Source organism: Oscillospiraceae bacterium MB24-C1 (genome assembly GCA_030913685.1).
Taxonomy (GTDB): domain Bacteria; phylum Bacillota; class Clostridia; order Oscillospirales; family Ruminococcaceae; genus Yanshouia.
Genome location: CP133187.1, coordinates 171,330 through 184,945, shown reverse-complemented (window position 1 = coordinate 184,945; position 13,616 = coordinate 171,330). Strand labels below are relative to the sequence as shown.

The following is a 13,616-nucleotide window of genomic DNA, read 5'->3' as shown; positions in this document are numbered from 1 at the left end:
TTCTACTTGTCCTCCAATGCCTTTTCCACGGCAAGCACCTTGCCAAGCGCCAGTTCTTCGGGTACATAGACAAACCCGCAGGAAGGACAGACCGGCAGCTCGACGGGAAAGCCGTTGTCCAGATACATAAATCTCGCCTTACCCTTAACGAGGGGCACGTTGCATTTCATGCACCGAAGCTTTCCCAAAGGGTCAATCGTATAATAATTCTTATCCGCCATGACACCTTCCTCCTTATCACTGGCTAGAATCAATCTTCATTCTGTGGCTATATGCGCTATGGATGAGATAGCCGCCGTCCTGCTCTTCATACTTCACCCAGAACGTTACGTTGCCAATGCGCTTACGGGTGATCATTAGCCCGGACTCGGAATCAAAAATGGCTTCCTCGGTTTCTCTAAAGGATTCCATGACTTTAATTACATCCTCCTTTAGAATCATTCGATCGTCCATCAACTTTAGCGCTTCGGGCATAAATGTTATTGGAAACTCGCATGTCATTTCTAAAATTTCCTCCCCCCATATCTCGTGCAGCAGCCCGTTTTTCAGCATCAGCCTGTTATAACGCTTTTCGCTGATATCTGGCGGCTCACCGGCATTGGTTCCATATATGAGTTCCAGAATATGCCGAGATTCCCTTCCCTCTCGGGCAAACCTGTCTCGGCAGGCCATGCAGTAGGTGATATATGGCGCGTCGGTACGGTTAACGCACATCTGCGCCATCTCATGGGCCACCTCGCGGTTGGCATACATCACCAACCCACCGTATCCGCAACAGGGCGAGGTATCGCCGGAAAATTCCGTCTCCACAAGCTCACAACCCAATTTTCCGGCGAGTTTCCGAATTGTCTGCTGGGTGTGGGCGTCCCCCCGCGCACCGCAGGAATCGTGCATGGCAACGGGGCGAGAAATTTTCTGTGCACCTTTTGGCAGGCCGATTTCCTCCAACACATCCCAGATGCCGACAATCTCTCCATCGTAGTGTTGTGAAAGCATCTTTTTGCAGGTGGGACAGCCGGCAATCACGGCGGGATTTCCAAGCTCCTTTAACCTTGCGTCGATAAACGCCACCGCCTCGTCGTACATCTGATACCGCCCAGCCCACTCGGAAATCGCGCCACAGCACCCCAAAAGAAGCGCTACACCACCCTCGAGCCGAGAGGAGAGGTCAAGATAGACCGCCCTCACGGTATCCGGCGCGATCGCCGCTGCCTGACAGCCTGGAAAAAAAACATATTTGCTCTTTGCAAAACCCGGCTGGGGTTTGCAGAGGAAAGCTTCTTCATTTGAAAACATCTGGTCGAGCAGCGCAAACTCATGGGGAGCCAGCGGCATTTTGTCCGTGGTCACCATGTTGCGTCTTGCCATGAGGCATATATCTGCCATGTCATACCCGTTGGGACAGACGACGGCACACTGTCCGCAGAGCGCACAGGAATTTATCGGTTTATTCATCATATGATCGCCCATGATGATGCTGACGTTGTTATAAATCTCTCGCGTGAGTACCTTGGGATATTTTTTATAGTGTTGTAAATAGACACAGCCCTTGACGCACTCCGTGCAGCTGCACTGGATGCAACGCTTTGCTTCCGTAATTGCATCCTCTTTTGTGTATCCTTCCTTCTCGCAGTGAATGCGGCAGGAACCCGCCACACTGTCCATATTAGTTATGAGTGCCGTTTCCGAAGCGCCCTCGTCTCCGCGACTGCTTCGTGGATCAAGATTCTGTGCCAGCCGGTCCACCGTCAGTGCGGCTTTCTTCGCGCCAAATAGCGAAGCGAGGACGCCCTGTGCTCCGACAGGTGTCGAAATGACCTGTACCTCTTTGCAGAGCATCGTCGCTTCATCAACTTCAAAGCCGGGCCAAAAACCACTAAGTAGTCTCGGTGATGCGCCAACAATATCGTATGCTGTCTTTTTCTGCTCGAACAACTGGGCGGTTAGCTTGGTGCCAAACCTGAAAGTAATATCCATCGACTGTAGGGTTTCAACTTCCGCATTTAGCCCATCGCTGTCAAGAAAACTCGCCCCAGCAGCTACAAACGCTGCGGCGTCAGGTTCATCGCAATAGATGGTGAGCGGATACGCTTTTTTTGCCAGTTCTCCGGCAAGAAAGAGTGAGAACAGTGAGGAACCAAATATTGCAACACTTTTTCTCTTTTTAAAACGCAAAAGCCCTTTGTTTTTTGGAGATTTACCGAATCTTGCTACCGCACGCTCCAACTCATGGATCGCGATACCCTCTCCAGCCTCACACAATTTACATTTCTGTTCACAGGGTGCCTCACAGCCTGCGGACAGAATATGGACAAAAGGTGTAATCTTCTCATAAAGCGCCAGTGCCTTTGCAAAATCGCCGCCGGCAACGGCGCGCACCATCTGCTTGGCATCCAGCTTAAAGGGGCACGCAGCCACACAGTAGGCGGGCTGTTCGTGTATACAGAGGTTCTCAATCTCTGTGAGGGCCTCCTTGGACAGCATCTGTTGTTGCCTGTAGATTCTTGTGGAGCGTTCTTCCATAGCCATAACAATCCTCCGGTAAAACACAGCGATTATCAATCAGTATTTGGATAAAGAGGCGGATTTCCCCGCCTCTTTATTATAGCATATGCATTTATATTGCCAAGAAAATTTTTACAGTTTTTTCAACGCCTCAAGAACAACTTCGGGCTTAGCCGGGACGCGGGTAATCCGAGCGCCGGTAGCATTATAGATTGCGTTCAGGATGGCCGGGTGCGGCGCATCCAGTGGTGCTTCGCCGCAGCCAGCTGCACCGTAGGGGCCTTCTGGGCGATAAGTTTCAATATAGTGTAGCTCGATATCGTCGGGGATATCGTTGGGATACGGGATACCGCACCGCAAGAGATTGGTGTGCTTAGTGAGATCCTCAAAATCCTCGGTAAGCGCAAGGCCGATACCCTGTGCAAGCCCACCGTAGAAGTTTCCGTCGACCAACAGCTTATTCATAATGGTGCCCACGTCGGCAACAACGGTAAACTTCTCCACCTTGACCTTGCCGGTCTGGGTGTCGACACGAACTTCAGGCAGAAACAGCGTGTACATGTACACGGAGAACGGTTCGCCCTGAGAAGTCGCCTGATCAACAGGATGCGCTGCACAGTATGTGGCGACCCAATTGCCCTTGACCTTGGTCTCGATACCCTCTGCCTTCATCTCTTCATAGGTGCGGTAGGTGCCATCGTCTTTCTTCATGGCAGCCAATAGACTCTCCGCAGCCAGGCGGCAGGCGTTGCCACTCATGACCTGAGAGCGAGAACCGCCAGCGGGACCGGAGTTGGGTGTATGCTTTGTGTCGTTCATGACAAGCTTGATGTCTTCTGGCTTGATGCCAGCCTGACGCAGGGTTTCATGCGCACTTACAAGCGTACCCATGTCAGCACCCTGACCGTGATCCTCCCAGGAGGTGTACATGGTCACCGTGCCGTCGGCATTCAATTCAGCCCATGCTTCGGAACCGTCCACACCGTCAAGACCGCAGCCGTAGATGCCGGAGGCGACGCCGATGCCATATTGATATCTGCCGTCGGACGCCGCGTTCTTCTCGGCGACGCGCTTTTTGCCGGCTTCATACAGCGGGCGGGCCTTCTTGTACATCTCTTCGAGGCAGTAAACATCGGGCTTATAGCCGGTGGGGATGGTGGACTGTTCAGATTCCTTGTAGCAGTTGAGCTCACGGATATCGAAAGGATCCATGCCCATTTTCTCAGCCAGTACGTCGATGGCAATCTCGGAACCCATAAAAGATTGCGGCGAGCCATAGGCGCGGAAGGCAGAGCCCCATGCATGGTTAGTGAATACTGTGGTAGACTTATTGCGGATGGTGGGAATATGGTAGCCGGCACCGACAAACTGAGAGAGACGGTGCGTCAGCAGGTCGCCAAACTCAGAATACGGGCCGTGGTCAATATAGTTGTTGCCCCACAAGCCCAGCAACTTGCCCTTTTCGTCCGCCGCCAGCTTAATGTTCATAAAGCCAGGCGAACGCTTACCGGTGTATGTAATGTTCTGGAACTGGTTAAATACCAGAGAAACCGGTTTCTGACAGACCATAGCTGCAACGCCTAAAATGGCCTCGTTGGTAGGCGAGAACTTGTATCCAAAGGTACCGCCGGCATGGTTCTGAACAATGCGCAGTTTTTCCATGGGTACCCCAATGCCATCCGCAATCATAGGCATGTGCAGATGGATGCCGATGGACTTGGAATGGACTGTCAGCATGCCGTCTTCGTCGATGTAAGCATAACCGCAGTCGGGCTCCAGATGCAGGTGCGGTTGGCGCGAACAGTAGCTCTCAATCTCCACCACGTTTGGCGCGCTATCAAAATCAAAGTCGGGCCCCTTGATGCAGTTGGTCTCATAATAAGCATTGGGAACGCCGGGGTGAATTTCGATGGCATCTTCTGCAAGCGCTTCAGGTACGCTCATGTAAGCAGGCAGAACCTCTAGATCGACCTTGACGGCTGCCGCAGCGGCCCTGGCGTGGGCTTCGGTGTCGGCCGCAACAATGGCGATGGCGTCACCGAACTGGAAAACCTTTTCGTCGCAGAGAATGGGGCGATCCCAGCCATCACACTTGTTGTTAAGTGGCAGCATGACCAATCCGTTGATGCGGTTTTTGCCGGGAACATCCTTGTGGGTGATGATCTTGAAAACACCGGGCATCTTCTCGGCTTCGGAGAAGTCTATACCTTTGATGTTCGCGTGAGATACCTCTGCCTGCACAAGCGCCAGACGCAGGGTGTCCGTTGGCATCTTCAGTGCATCATCTGCGCCAAAATCCCATGTCCCGGTGACTTTTTGTGCTGCGGAAGGTCGAATATACTTGGTGCCGACGATGCTGTCTCCATTAGGCTTAAAGACCAGATCCTCTTTGGTCATTTCACCGCGCATTACGGCGGCGGCATCCATAACGGCATCAACCAAGGGCTTATAGCCCGTGCAGCGGCAGAGGTTGCGCTTCTTGTTAAACCAATTGCGCACCTCTTCGCGGGTGGGGCTCAGGTTATTATCAAGAAGGCCCTTCGCGCTCATAATAAAGCCGGGGCTGCAAAAGCCGCATTGCGCGCAGCCGTGAGCCATCCAGGCAACCTGCAGGGGGTGCATGTTGTCGATAGTTCCGATCCCTTCGATGGTGGTAATTTCGGCATTATCTCTAAGTTTGTTCATTTTCACGATACAGGACTGCCGAACCTCACCGTCAATAATGACATTGCAGGCGCCGCAGTGGCCTTCGCCACAGCCGATCTTGCATCCGGTGAGCAGCAGACGCTCGCGCAGAACAGAGGCAAGGGTCTCAGTCCCTTCAACAAGTAATATACGCTCGACACCGTTAATCATTAGGGTTTTCTTAACCATTCTTGCTCCTCCTATTTTTGTAATTTTCACCATGAACATCTATTGTTTGCGCATCCGCGCCGGATAACAAAATAGAGGACTTCCCATCCGAGGGAAAGTACGATATAATGGGCGCATCAAAATATATTTGAGGAGTGTCAACATGGATTCTAAAACAAATGAAATATCCGCTTCCATGGTAACCGTCGAGGTCACCGACGAAAAGACCGGAATCAAATACCGCCGGGAACTGCCTATAGAATATTATGAAACTGCCAACTGCCTTAGACTCAGGGGTGAGACACTTGATGGATCTCCCGCTGAACTTGTCTTTTACTCCGGCAGGGGCATCGACCGCCTAAAAGACCTTACCGGTCTTGGCCCCGACGAAGATTCCTGCGGGAATCATACATAAAAACGCCTAGCATGTCTCATCAGCGAAATTGAATAAATGCAATAAAAGCTGCATAGCGCTCTTTTCTACTTTTCTTTATAATTCCATTTTAACGGATTTTGGATAGCCCGGTCAAATTGTACCGAAATGTAAGTCGCCAAAATTCACCTACAACTTTTGGGATAATTGCCTTGACATATGCGAATGCGCATGCCAGAGTCTAAAAAATCACCCCCTGCCGATGGCAGGGGGTGATTTTTTAGACGGTTATGACGAGTGTCCCGTTAATATCACACAAGGGAACCGCACTCAGTCGGATGCCTTTTTCAGATTCGTATCGGTTCACGGCATCCCTGACACCCTTTAGCTGAGGCGAATTGTAATCATGTAAAAAAATATATCCTCCCGGAGAGAGGCGCGGGTAAAAATAACAAAGTCCGTTATAGATCGAATCTTCAAAATCGACGTCTAGGGAAACAAAAACATATGTATCTTCCAGCCCCTTCAGCGAAGCCGGAAACAACCCCTTTTTCACGACTACGTTTTCAGGGTAGGGCATCATGTCCAAGACCCGCTTTTCACCAGTATTTTTATGGGCTTCAACAAATGCCTCGCTGCAGTTTTCCGCCTTTTTTTCCCGCTTAGCTTCGCCACTGTCGAACCCTGTGAAGGTATCGAAAAGATAAAGCGTCCTGCCAGGAAACACCCTGTTGAGGCATTTGGCGAATCCGCCTTTGAAAACCCCCAGTTCAGCCACCGAACCGGCAACACCGCGGTGTTCGATCTCCGCGGCTGCAAGCTCAAGCGTCCTAAGACGGATATAATCGTCCATCTGACCGCAACCGTTTGTCAAGTCACCGCTCCCATCGGTTCTAATGACTCTGTACCGGTTTTTAACCTCGCGGAGAAAACCCTTTGGTAGCACGCTTTTAACGAGTTCGTAGTTTTGGTTAAGGTCTTCCACAACATAGTTGTTGTAAAGAAAAAACAGTCGAGAAAGATCCAGCCCCAGACGCTGGCACTGTTTCATAATTTCTTGAGAATGCCTACTGGCAACAATCACTAGGTCATAGTCCTGATCTTTTAGCTTTTCAGGTGTAATCACCGGCCTACTCAGAAAAAACGCCATCCCCGTCTGGGGAGCATAAGTGTCTACGAAGGCCGTCACGTTTTCTGCTGCAATTGCCTTCCCGATAAGCTCGCTGGCGGCGCATCCTGTTCCCCAAACATAAATCTCCACGGCGTTTGCACCCCTTTTTTCTGTTTCTTTTTATTCATTATAGCAAAGCGCTATACCGTCATCAAGCAACTTTTTTTACTTGATTTTTTCTAAAATATGTTATTTTTGCACAATGTATTTATGGAATTTTTCTACAGGGTTTTTCTTCCATTCCTGTTTACATAGCAGCATTATAAGTATATACTTCAGAAAAGCAAATTAGTTTTGATTCTAAGTCGCAAGGTATAACAATTCAGGTTATTTATAACAATTGATCATAACCAACAAAAACACTATCGTTTTTTTATAGAATAGTATAGATCTAAAAGAGCTATGCATCCGTTTTTTATAATATTCACTTTCTCTGCCAAAATAAATAATTTAAATTCGAAGGGGGATATGTTTTATGAAAACCGGCGCCGTTATCGTCGCAGCAGGCATGTCATCCCGCATGGGTGATTTTAAACCCATGCTCAATATAGGCTCTATTTCCATTGCTCAACGGATCATCGCTACACTGCATCAAGCCGGTGTTACCAAAATCGTCGTTGTCACCGGATACAATGCAGAGGCATTAGAACGCCATTTGGCAAAATACGGTGTAATTTTTCTGCGCAACGAAAACTACCAAACTACCCAGATGTTCGATTCGGCAAAAATAGGGCTCGGCTATATGCGAAGCAAATGCAAGTCGGTACTCTTCACGCCGGTGGATATCCCGCTTTTCACTGCAAGCACCATAACACAACTTTTGGAGTCTGGTGCGCATTTGGCCTGTCCTGTCTGCGAAGGGCAACAGGGTCACCCCATTCTCATGTCCTCCTCCGTTATTGGAAAAATACTGGAGGATCAAGGTGAAAATGGCCTGCAGGGCGCAATTTTACGCTGCGGCGTTCCGCTGACATTCATCGAGGTAAACGACTGCGGAATTCTTCATGACGCCGACACACCCGATGACTACAAGGCTCTGCTGGAATACCACAACAGCCAGCTTATCAGACCGGAAGTTCAGCTTTCGCTAGCAAAGGAAAAACCGTTTTTTGATAAAAAGATCGCTATGCTCCTTACGCTTGTAAGTGAGACTTCATCGGTACGTACCGCATGTCAGCAAATGCAGCTTTCTTACAGCTCTGGATGGAACATTATCAATTCAGTGGAGGCCCAGCTGGGCTATTCCCTTGTCGTACGCAAACAAGGCGGAGCTCACGGAGGAAAAAGTTTGCTGACCCCGGCCGGCTGTCAGCTTCTGAGGCTTTATGAGCTTTTTGAGAAAGAGGTCAGAGATAGCGTTAGCGTACTGTACGACAAGTATTTTTCCGACATCTTATAATTTAAAAACATTATTAAGAATACATTTTATGGAGAATACTTATGCGTAAAATTTATTTGATTCGCCATGGAATGCCAGATATTCCGAATGGGACGCGCATGTGTTTGGGCAGAACAGACCTTCCGCTCGGTAGCCTCGGCATACTTCAGGCCACACTGCTTGGCGTAGCCTTTAAGGATACGGCGCTGTCCGGCGTATATTGCAGCAAGCTTCTTCGTAGCCGCCAGACAGCAGCGCTCATCGGCGAAGCGGTTACCGAACTTCCCGGCCTTGAGGAGATGGATGCCGGCGAGTGGGACGGCCTCACGTTTGATGAGATACAGGCGCATTGGCCTATGCTTTATGATCTGCGAGGTAAAGACCCTTCTGTCTCACCACCCGGGGCAGAGGACCGTAAAAGCGGCCAGAAGCGTTTTATGGCAGCTGTCCGCCGCGCGCTGTCAGAGACGACTGGCGACATCGCCGTTGTAGCGCACGCCTCGGTGATGCAGACGCTCCTTTGTGCTGCCCTAGCGCTACCACTGGATAAAGCGCGCAGTATAAAGCTTCCCTATGGCTCAATATCAGAGTTAAGTTATGAAGACGATCATTTCTTTGCTCATGGCGTCGGAACTCTACCCCGCCCTGTTCCTGATGCCACTTTCTGTAAAAAGCTGCTCTTAGCCGCTGCGCTGCCCGATATTGCCGCCCACTGTGAGGCCGTAGCAAAGGAATCTTCACGCATCACCCAGTCCTTAAGCGATGCGGGCGTAGGGCTGGACGAAGATTTAGTTTTTACAGCCACCATGCTTCACGACATCGCCCGCCTTGAAGAAAACCATGCCGCTACGGGTGCGGCTTGGCTCCATGCTCTGGGCTATCCCAAAATTGCAGAGGTCGTCAGACAGCACCACGACCTGGACGATGTTTCGCGGATCGACGAGGCCGCGGTGGTGTTCATCGCGGATAAGCTTGTCCGAGGGACAAAACGGGTATCGCTTCGTGAACGTTTTGAGGAAAGCTTTAGCAAATGTACCAATGCCGAAGCCCAAAAGGCGCATGACAAGCGATATGAGGTAGCCGTTATGACTGCCGCTAGAATAAATGAACTATGTGGAAAGGATGTCGCTATATGAGAAACATGTGCAGAACCATAGCCGAAAAACTCCGCTTGGGAGAAGACCTTGTGCTCGTCACCGTCATCGCTTCTTCAGGTGCCACGCCTAGGGGCGCAGGCGCGCGGATGCTCATCGGAAAAGAGGGGCGTATCTGCGGAACCATCGGCGGCGGCGCGGTGGAGTTGCGCTCTGAACACATTGCGTCCGACGTTTTAAAAGAAAAGCAATCAGGGGAACATGATTTTTCGTTAACCAAGGATGACGTGCAGAATCTGGGTATGATCTGCGGTGGTGCAGTTAATGTGCTTTTTCGCTATATCCCCGCAGGTGACGCCGATACACTCCGAATCACAGAGGAAGCGGAGCGCCGTTTTAAAGACGGCGATGATCTCTGGCTCCTCGCTGAAATATCCGATGGCGGCAGACTGGGGCTCTACTCCAAAAAGAAAGGATTTTTCGGTATTGATGCACCGGATTGGGTTAGTAAAATGCTCACCCGGCATCCCCAGCGGCAGATGTGCGAAGGCCGCGACTTTTATGTTGAACAAATTTACTCTTCCGGCAGAGTTTATATTTTCGGCTGCGGTCATGTGGCCCAGCAGCTGGTGCCGGTGCTTCAGCACGTAGATTTTCGCTGTGTGGCCATGGACGACCGTCCGGAATTTGCTGATCCCGCTGTCATCCCGTCGGCCGAATCGGTCATGCTAATCGACTTTGAAAGAATTGCCGATTTCGTTACCATCGGCGAGGAGGATTACGTCTGCATCATGACCCGCGGACACGCTTATGATCTGACCGTTCAGGCGCAGATTCTTAAAACGCCCGCCTATTATATCGGTGTTATCGGCAGCGCCGCCAAGAAAGCCAGTGTTTACAAAAGTCTCTATGAAATGGGCTTCACTAAAACGGATACCGACCGCATAACCTCTCCTATCGGCCTTGCTATCAAGGCCGAAACCCCGGCGGAGATTGCCATTTCTATCGCTGGACAGATGATAGCGCAGCGCGCTTTGCGCAATGCAAAATGAAAAGACGGCTTTTTCTTTCCGGGCCGATCGGCTGCGGAAAATCGACACTCATACGAAGTGCGCTGGGCGGGTTAGCGAAATCCGCGGGCGGTTTCGTCACCGAACGTGCTTTTGATAAAAATGGGCTTCTCATCGGTTTCAACCTGCTTCCTGCCTGTTCCATCGCCTGCTTAAACAGACAGTGCACGGCTTTGAGTTTTCTTAACTTTTCCGGTGGTAAAGCACAGAGAAATAACGATGTGTTTCGTTTGGATGCAGTTCGGCTGCTCACCGAGGCAATGACAAAGCCCTTCGCAATCATCGATGAGTTCGGCGGGTATGAGCTACTCGTCCCCGAGTTTAGCCAAGCCTTGATGGCATTTCTCGAAAGCAATATTCCCTGTGTTGGTGTATTGAAAGCACCCGCAGCGTCAGAAGCCCTTCGTACCAGTGTATCGCTACCGTCTGAATATTTGGACATCGCGGCAAAACTGCGCGCGGCACTTAAATCGGATCCCGACGCCGAAATTCTAGAGACTTCAGGCAGAGGCGATAGAAATGCGCAGGCCACGCTTCGGGCGTGGATGGAGGAGTATGCAAATGTTGAATAATTTTTGGGAACTTTATGATACCCTGCTTCACGGCCTTCCCGAAAATGTCACGGTATCCCAGACTGTGTCCGGTGCGTTCTGGACGTTGGCAGAGGCTGATAATGGCGGTACCGGCCTTGCCATGACCACATCCGGTGACACCTTTCCCCCGATGTATCCCGGGGGTATCAAAGGAATGCCGCTCAAGGACGCGGCAAAGGCGGCAAAAAGCTGGAACCTTCTCGAAGCTGGCTTCGGGGTCGCCGCGATGAACGCCGCCTATAACACATTAGACCGAATGAATACCCTTGACTGTGAGGAGCCTTACGATAATTATTCCACCGAAGGCCTCAATATAACGGGGAAGACTGTCGGCGTCATCGGCCATCTGAAAATGCCATCGCATATCCTCCGAGATGCGAAACAGGTTTATATTCTTGAGCGCCATCCCAAGGAGGGCGATTATCCAGACTCTGCCTGTGATCTTTTGCTGCCTAAATGCGACATTGTGATTATTACCGGTAGTTCACTGGTAAACAAAACCCTACCGCACCTGTTGGAGCTGTGTAAAAACGCCTACACCATCCTGACGGGGCCGACAGTGCCTATGTGCCCCGAGCTGCTGAACTGTGGAATAGACCGGCTTGCCGGCCTAGTTGTCACAAACCGCCCCGGCATCCGACAGCACGCAGAAAGCAGCACCCCCGGCCCCCCATTTAGCTTTGGCCGGACATTCCTGCTCAAAGGAGAGTGAACCATGGAAAAAGCGGGTATACCAGTCTGCGCCAAAAAATCGGATATCCAAAAAAGAAAGTTCTACATATCCGGCGGCGCCGTCATTACCCTTCTTGCAATCCTGCTGATTGCCTGTATTATCGCCTCTTTTCTGATCGGGCGATATCCCGTCCCTATTCGTGAACTCTTCGGCATTATCTTCTCAAAAGCCTTTAGTATTGAGCCGTACTGGATCACAGCTCAGGAAACAGCGGTGTGGAACATCCGCATGCCACGCGTCATTTTATCGATGCTGGTGGGTGCCTGCCTTTCCGCAGCTGGTGCATCTTATCAAGGTATTTTCCAGAACCCCATGGCCGCGCCGCATATTCTCGGCGCATCTGCCGGGGCCGGCTTTGGTGCTGCTCTAGCCATTTATATTGGTCTTTCCAGTATGAATATCACAATTTTAGCTTTTGCGATGAGTCTGCTGACTGTCGCCCTCGTATTTTGGATTAGCAAGCACACCAAGGGCGATAGGGTACTGGGGATTATCCTTGCGGGTATCATTATCAGTTCCTTGTTTAAGGCTGGCATCTCGTTTATCAAGTTGGTCGCAGACCCAACCAACAAGTTACCAGCAATCACCTACTGGCTGATGGGTTCCCTGTCTGGCGTAACCCAAGAAGAGGTCGGCTTTGTTTTCTGGCCGATGCTTCTGGGGCTTTTGCCGCTATTCCTGTTGCGTTGGCGGCTCAATGTCCTATCGATGGGCGACGACGAAGCGCGCGCAATGGGCGTAAACACAGGATATATCAGGCTAAGTGTCATGATCTGCGCAACCCTCATCACAGCAGCCTCAATATCTGTTTCCGGTATGATCGAGTGGGTAGGCCTTATTATCCCGCATATGATGCGCAGGTTGGTCGGGTCCGATTATCGCCTTCTCATGCCGGCGTCTATACTGGGCGGCGGCATTTTCTTGCTTATTGTAGATAATATTTCGCGTAGCTTAATGTCTTCCGAAATTCCAATCGGCATCCTCACAGCCATTGTAGGGGCACCGCTCTTTCTCTTCCTCGTCACCGGAAGGGGGGAAAGAACATGAGCGTTGAGGTCAGAAACCTGTCCTTTTCTTATGGCGAGCACCAAGTTTTAAAAGATATCAGTTTTAGCGTCAATCCCGGAGAATTCCTTTCGATTCTAGGCCCCAACGGTGTCGGAAAAAGCACGCTTTTCCGCTGCATCCTCGGCCTGATACGAGATTATACTGGCAATATTAATGTGGACAATCACAACATCAAGTCACTTTCCATACGCGAGATGTCGCAATTCATTGCCTATATACCCCAATCGTCAAGCTCCGCTTTCAATTACAGCGTTTTCGATATTGTGCTTATGGGCACCACCTCCGGACTCAGTGCATTCCGAACGCCACAAAAAGAGGAGCAGGAACGGGTTGAATGGGCAATGGCCAAGATGGGCATCTCCCATCTTGAGCAGCGCTGTTTCCACCGTATCAGTGGCGGTGAACGCCAGTTGGTTATGATTGCCCGTGCCTTGGTACAGCGCGCGCCCATTCTCATGCTGGACGAGCCCACAGCAAATTTAGATTTTGGCAACCAAATCCATGTTCTGTCACAGGTGAAAGCGCTGACCGCCGAGGGTTACACCGTCATCCAAACCACACACGATCCTCAGCATACCTATATGTTTTCCGACCGAGTTTTAGCGCTAAAGGACGGCAGGGTGCTGACGGAAGGTCCCCCCAAGAACGTGCTGGATAAATCCCTTATAAGCGCACTCTACGGCGTGGACGTTGAGGTCACCAGCCTCTTTAATGACCATGTCCGCGTCTGTACACCAGGTTTTCTGGTTACATAAGGATCAATGCCCGCGGATACAAT

At 50.7% G+C, this 13,616-nt stretch carries 12 protein-coding genes; 8 read left to right on the top strand and 4 right to left on the bottom strand.

The annotated features are described in order from the left end of the window. Positions 1 to 2: 2 nt before the first annotated feature. From RBH76_00895 to RBH76_00885, 3 genes are all read right to left on the bottom strand, one after another. Positions 3 to 221: a hypothetical protein gene (locus RBH76_00895; GenBank protein WMJ84010.1), complete on the bottom strand. Its 219-nt coding sequence runs from the start codon at positions 219 to 221 to the stop codon at positions 3 to 5. Positions 222 to 237: 16 nt separating this feature from the next. Next, positions 238 to 2,529, bottom strand: coding sequence for a 4Fe-4S dicluster domain-containing protein (locus RBH76_00890; GenBank protein WMJ84009.1), 2,292 nt, complete (start codon positions 2,527 to 2,529; stop codon positions 238 to 240). Between the two features lie 108 nt (positions 2,530 to 2,637). Continuing rightward, positions 2,638 to 5,379: a molybdopterin-dependent oxidoreductase gene (locus RBH76_00885; GenBank protein WMJ84008.1), complete on the bottom strand. Its 2,742-nt coding sequence runs from the start codon at positions 5,377 to 5,379 to the stop codon at positions 2,638 to 2,640. 142 nt (positions 5,380 to 5,521) lie between these two features. Here RBH76_00885 and RBH76_00880 point away from each other — a divergent pair, with 142 nt between their 5' ends. Beyond that, positions 5,522 to 5,773: a hypothetical protein gene (locus tag RBH76_00880; GenBank protein WMJ84007.1), complete on the top strand. Its 252-nt coding sequence runs from the start codon at positions 5,522 to 5,524 to the stop codon at positions 5,771 to 5,773. Between the two features lie 238 nt (positions 5,774 to 6,011). Here the strand turns inward: RBH76_00880 and RBH76_00875 are convergent, their stop codons facing one another. Further along, positions 6,012 to 6,992, bottom strand: coding sequence for a TylF/MycF/NovP-related O-methyltransferase (locus RBH76_00875; protein WMJ84006.1), 981 nt, complete (start codon positions 6,990 to 6,992; stop codon positions 6,012 to 6,014). Positions 6,993 to 7,377: 385 nt separating this feature from the next. Here RBH76_00875 and RBH76_00870 point away from each other — a divergent pair, with 385 nt between their 5' ends. The 7 genes from RBH76_00870 to RBH76_00840 are packed head-to-tail and all read left to right on the top strand — an operon-like array spanning position 7,378 to position 13,593. Then, positions 7,378 to 8,301 (top strand): NTP transferase domain-containing protein, encoded by a 924-nt coding sequence (locus RBH76_00870; GenBank protein WMJ84005.1) that lies wholly within the window; start codon positions 7,378 to 7,380, stop codon positions 8,299 to 8,301. Between the two features lie 41 nt (positions 8,302 to 8,342). After that, positions 8,343 to 9,416: a histidine phosphatase family protein gene (locus tag RBH76_00865; protein WMJ84004.1), complete on the top strand. Its 1,074-nt coding sequence runs from the start codon at positions 8,343 to 8,345 to the stop codon at positions 9,414 to 9,416. Then, positions 9,413 to 10,426, top strand: a complete 1,014-nt coding sequence (locus RBH76_00860) for an XdhC family protein (protein ID WMJ84003.1) — start codon at positions 9,413 to 9,415, stop codon at positions 10,424 to 10,426. The genes RBH76_00865 and RBH76_00860 overlap by 4 nt, the downstream gene beginning before the upstream one ends. Continuing rightward, complete coding sequence (locus RBH76_00855; GenBank protein WMJ84002.1) at positions 10,423 to 11,016, top strand: nucleoside-triphosphatase; 594 nt, start codon at positions 10,423 to 10,425, stop codon at positions 11,014 to 11,016. The genes RBH76_00860 and RBH76_00855 overlap by 4 nt, the downstream gene beginning before the upstream one ends. Continuing rightward, on the top strand, positions 11,006 to 11,749 hold the full coding sequence (locus RBH76_00850; GenBank protein ID WMJ84001.1) for a DUF364 domain-containing protein: 744 nt from the start codon (positions 11,006 to 11,008) through the stop codon (positions 11,747 to 11,749). The genes RBH76_00855 and RBH76_00850 overlap by 11 nt, the downstream gene beginning before the upstream one ends. Positions 11,750 to 11,752: 3 nt before the next feature. Beyond that, positions 11,753 to 12,817: an iron ABC transporter permease gene (locus RBH76_00845; protein ID WMJ84000.1), complete on the top strand. Its 1,065-nt coding sequence runs from the start codon at positions 11,753 to 11,755 to the stop codon at positions 12,815 to 12,817. Then, entirely contained in the window at positions 12,814 to 13,593 is a 780-nt protein-coding gene (locus RBH76_00840; GenBank protein WMJ83999.1) for an ABC transporter ATP-binding protein, read from the top strand. The genes RBH76_00845 and RBH76_00840 overlap by 4 nt, the downstream gene beginning before the upstream one ends. The last annotated feature ends 23 nt before the right edge of the window (positions 13,594 to 13,616 follow it).

Excerpts from the sequence above, each read along its gene's own strand:
- RBH76_00895 (WMJ84010.1), bottom strand. The coding sequence starts at position 221 with ATGGCGGATAAGAATTATTATACGATTGACCCTTTGGGAAAGCTTCGG.
- RBH76_00890 (WMJ84009.1), bottom strand. The coding sequence starts at position 2,529 with ATGGCTATGGAAGAACGCTCCACAAGAATCTACAGGCAACAACAGATG.
- RBH76_00885 (WMJ84008.1), bottom strand. The coding sequence starts at position 5,379 with ATGGTTAAGAAAACCCTAATGATTAACGGTGTCGAGCGTATATTACTT.
- RBH76_00880 (WMJ84007.1), top strand. The coding sequence starts at position 5,522 with ATGGATTCTAAAACAAATGAAATATCCGCTTCCATGGTAACCGTCGAG.
- RBH76_00870 (WMJ84005.1), top strand. The coding sequence starts at position 7,378 with ATGAAAACCGGCGCCGTTATCGTCGCAGCAGGCATGTCATCCCGCATG.
- RBH76_00865 (WMJ84004.1), top strand. The coding sequence starts at position 8,343 with ATGCGTAAAATTTATTTGATTCGCCATGGAATGCCAGATATTCCGAAT.
- RBH76_00860 (WMJ84003.1), top strand. The coding sequence starts at position 9,413 with ATGAGAAACATGTGCAGAACCATAGCCGAAAAACTCCGCTTGGGAGAA.
- RBH76_00855 (WMJ84002.1), top strand. The coding sequence starts at position 10,423 with ATGAAAAGACGGCTTTTTCTTTCCGGGCCGATCGGCTGCGGAAAATCG.
- RBH76_00850 (WMJ84001.1), top strand. The coding sequence starts at position 11,006 with ATGTTGAATAATTTTTGGGAACTTTATGATACCCTGCTTCACGGCCTT.
- RBH76_00845 (WMJ84000.1), top strand. The coding sequence starts at position 11,753 with ATGGAAAAAGCGGGTATACCAGTCTGCGCCAAAAAATCGGATATCCAA.
- RBH76_00840 (WMJ83999.1), top strand. The coding sequence starts at position 12,814 with ATGAGCGTTGAGGTCAGAAACCTGTCCTTTTCTTATGGCGAGCACCAA.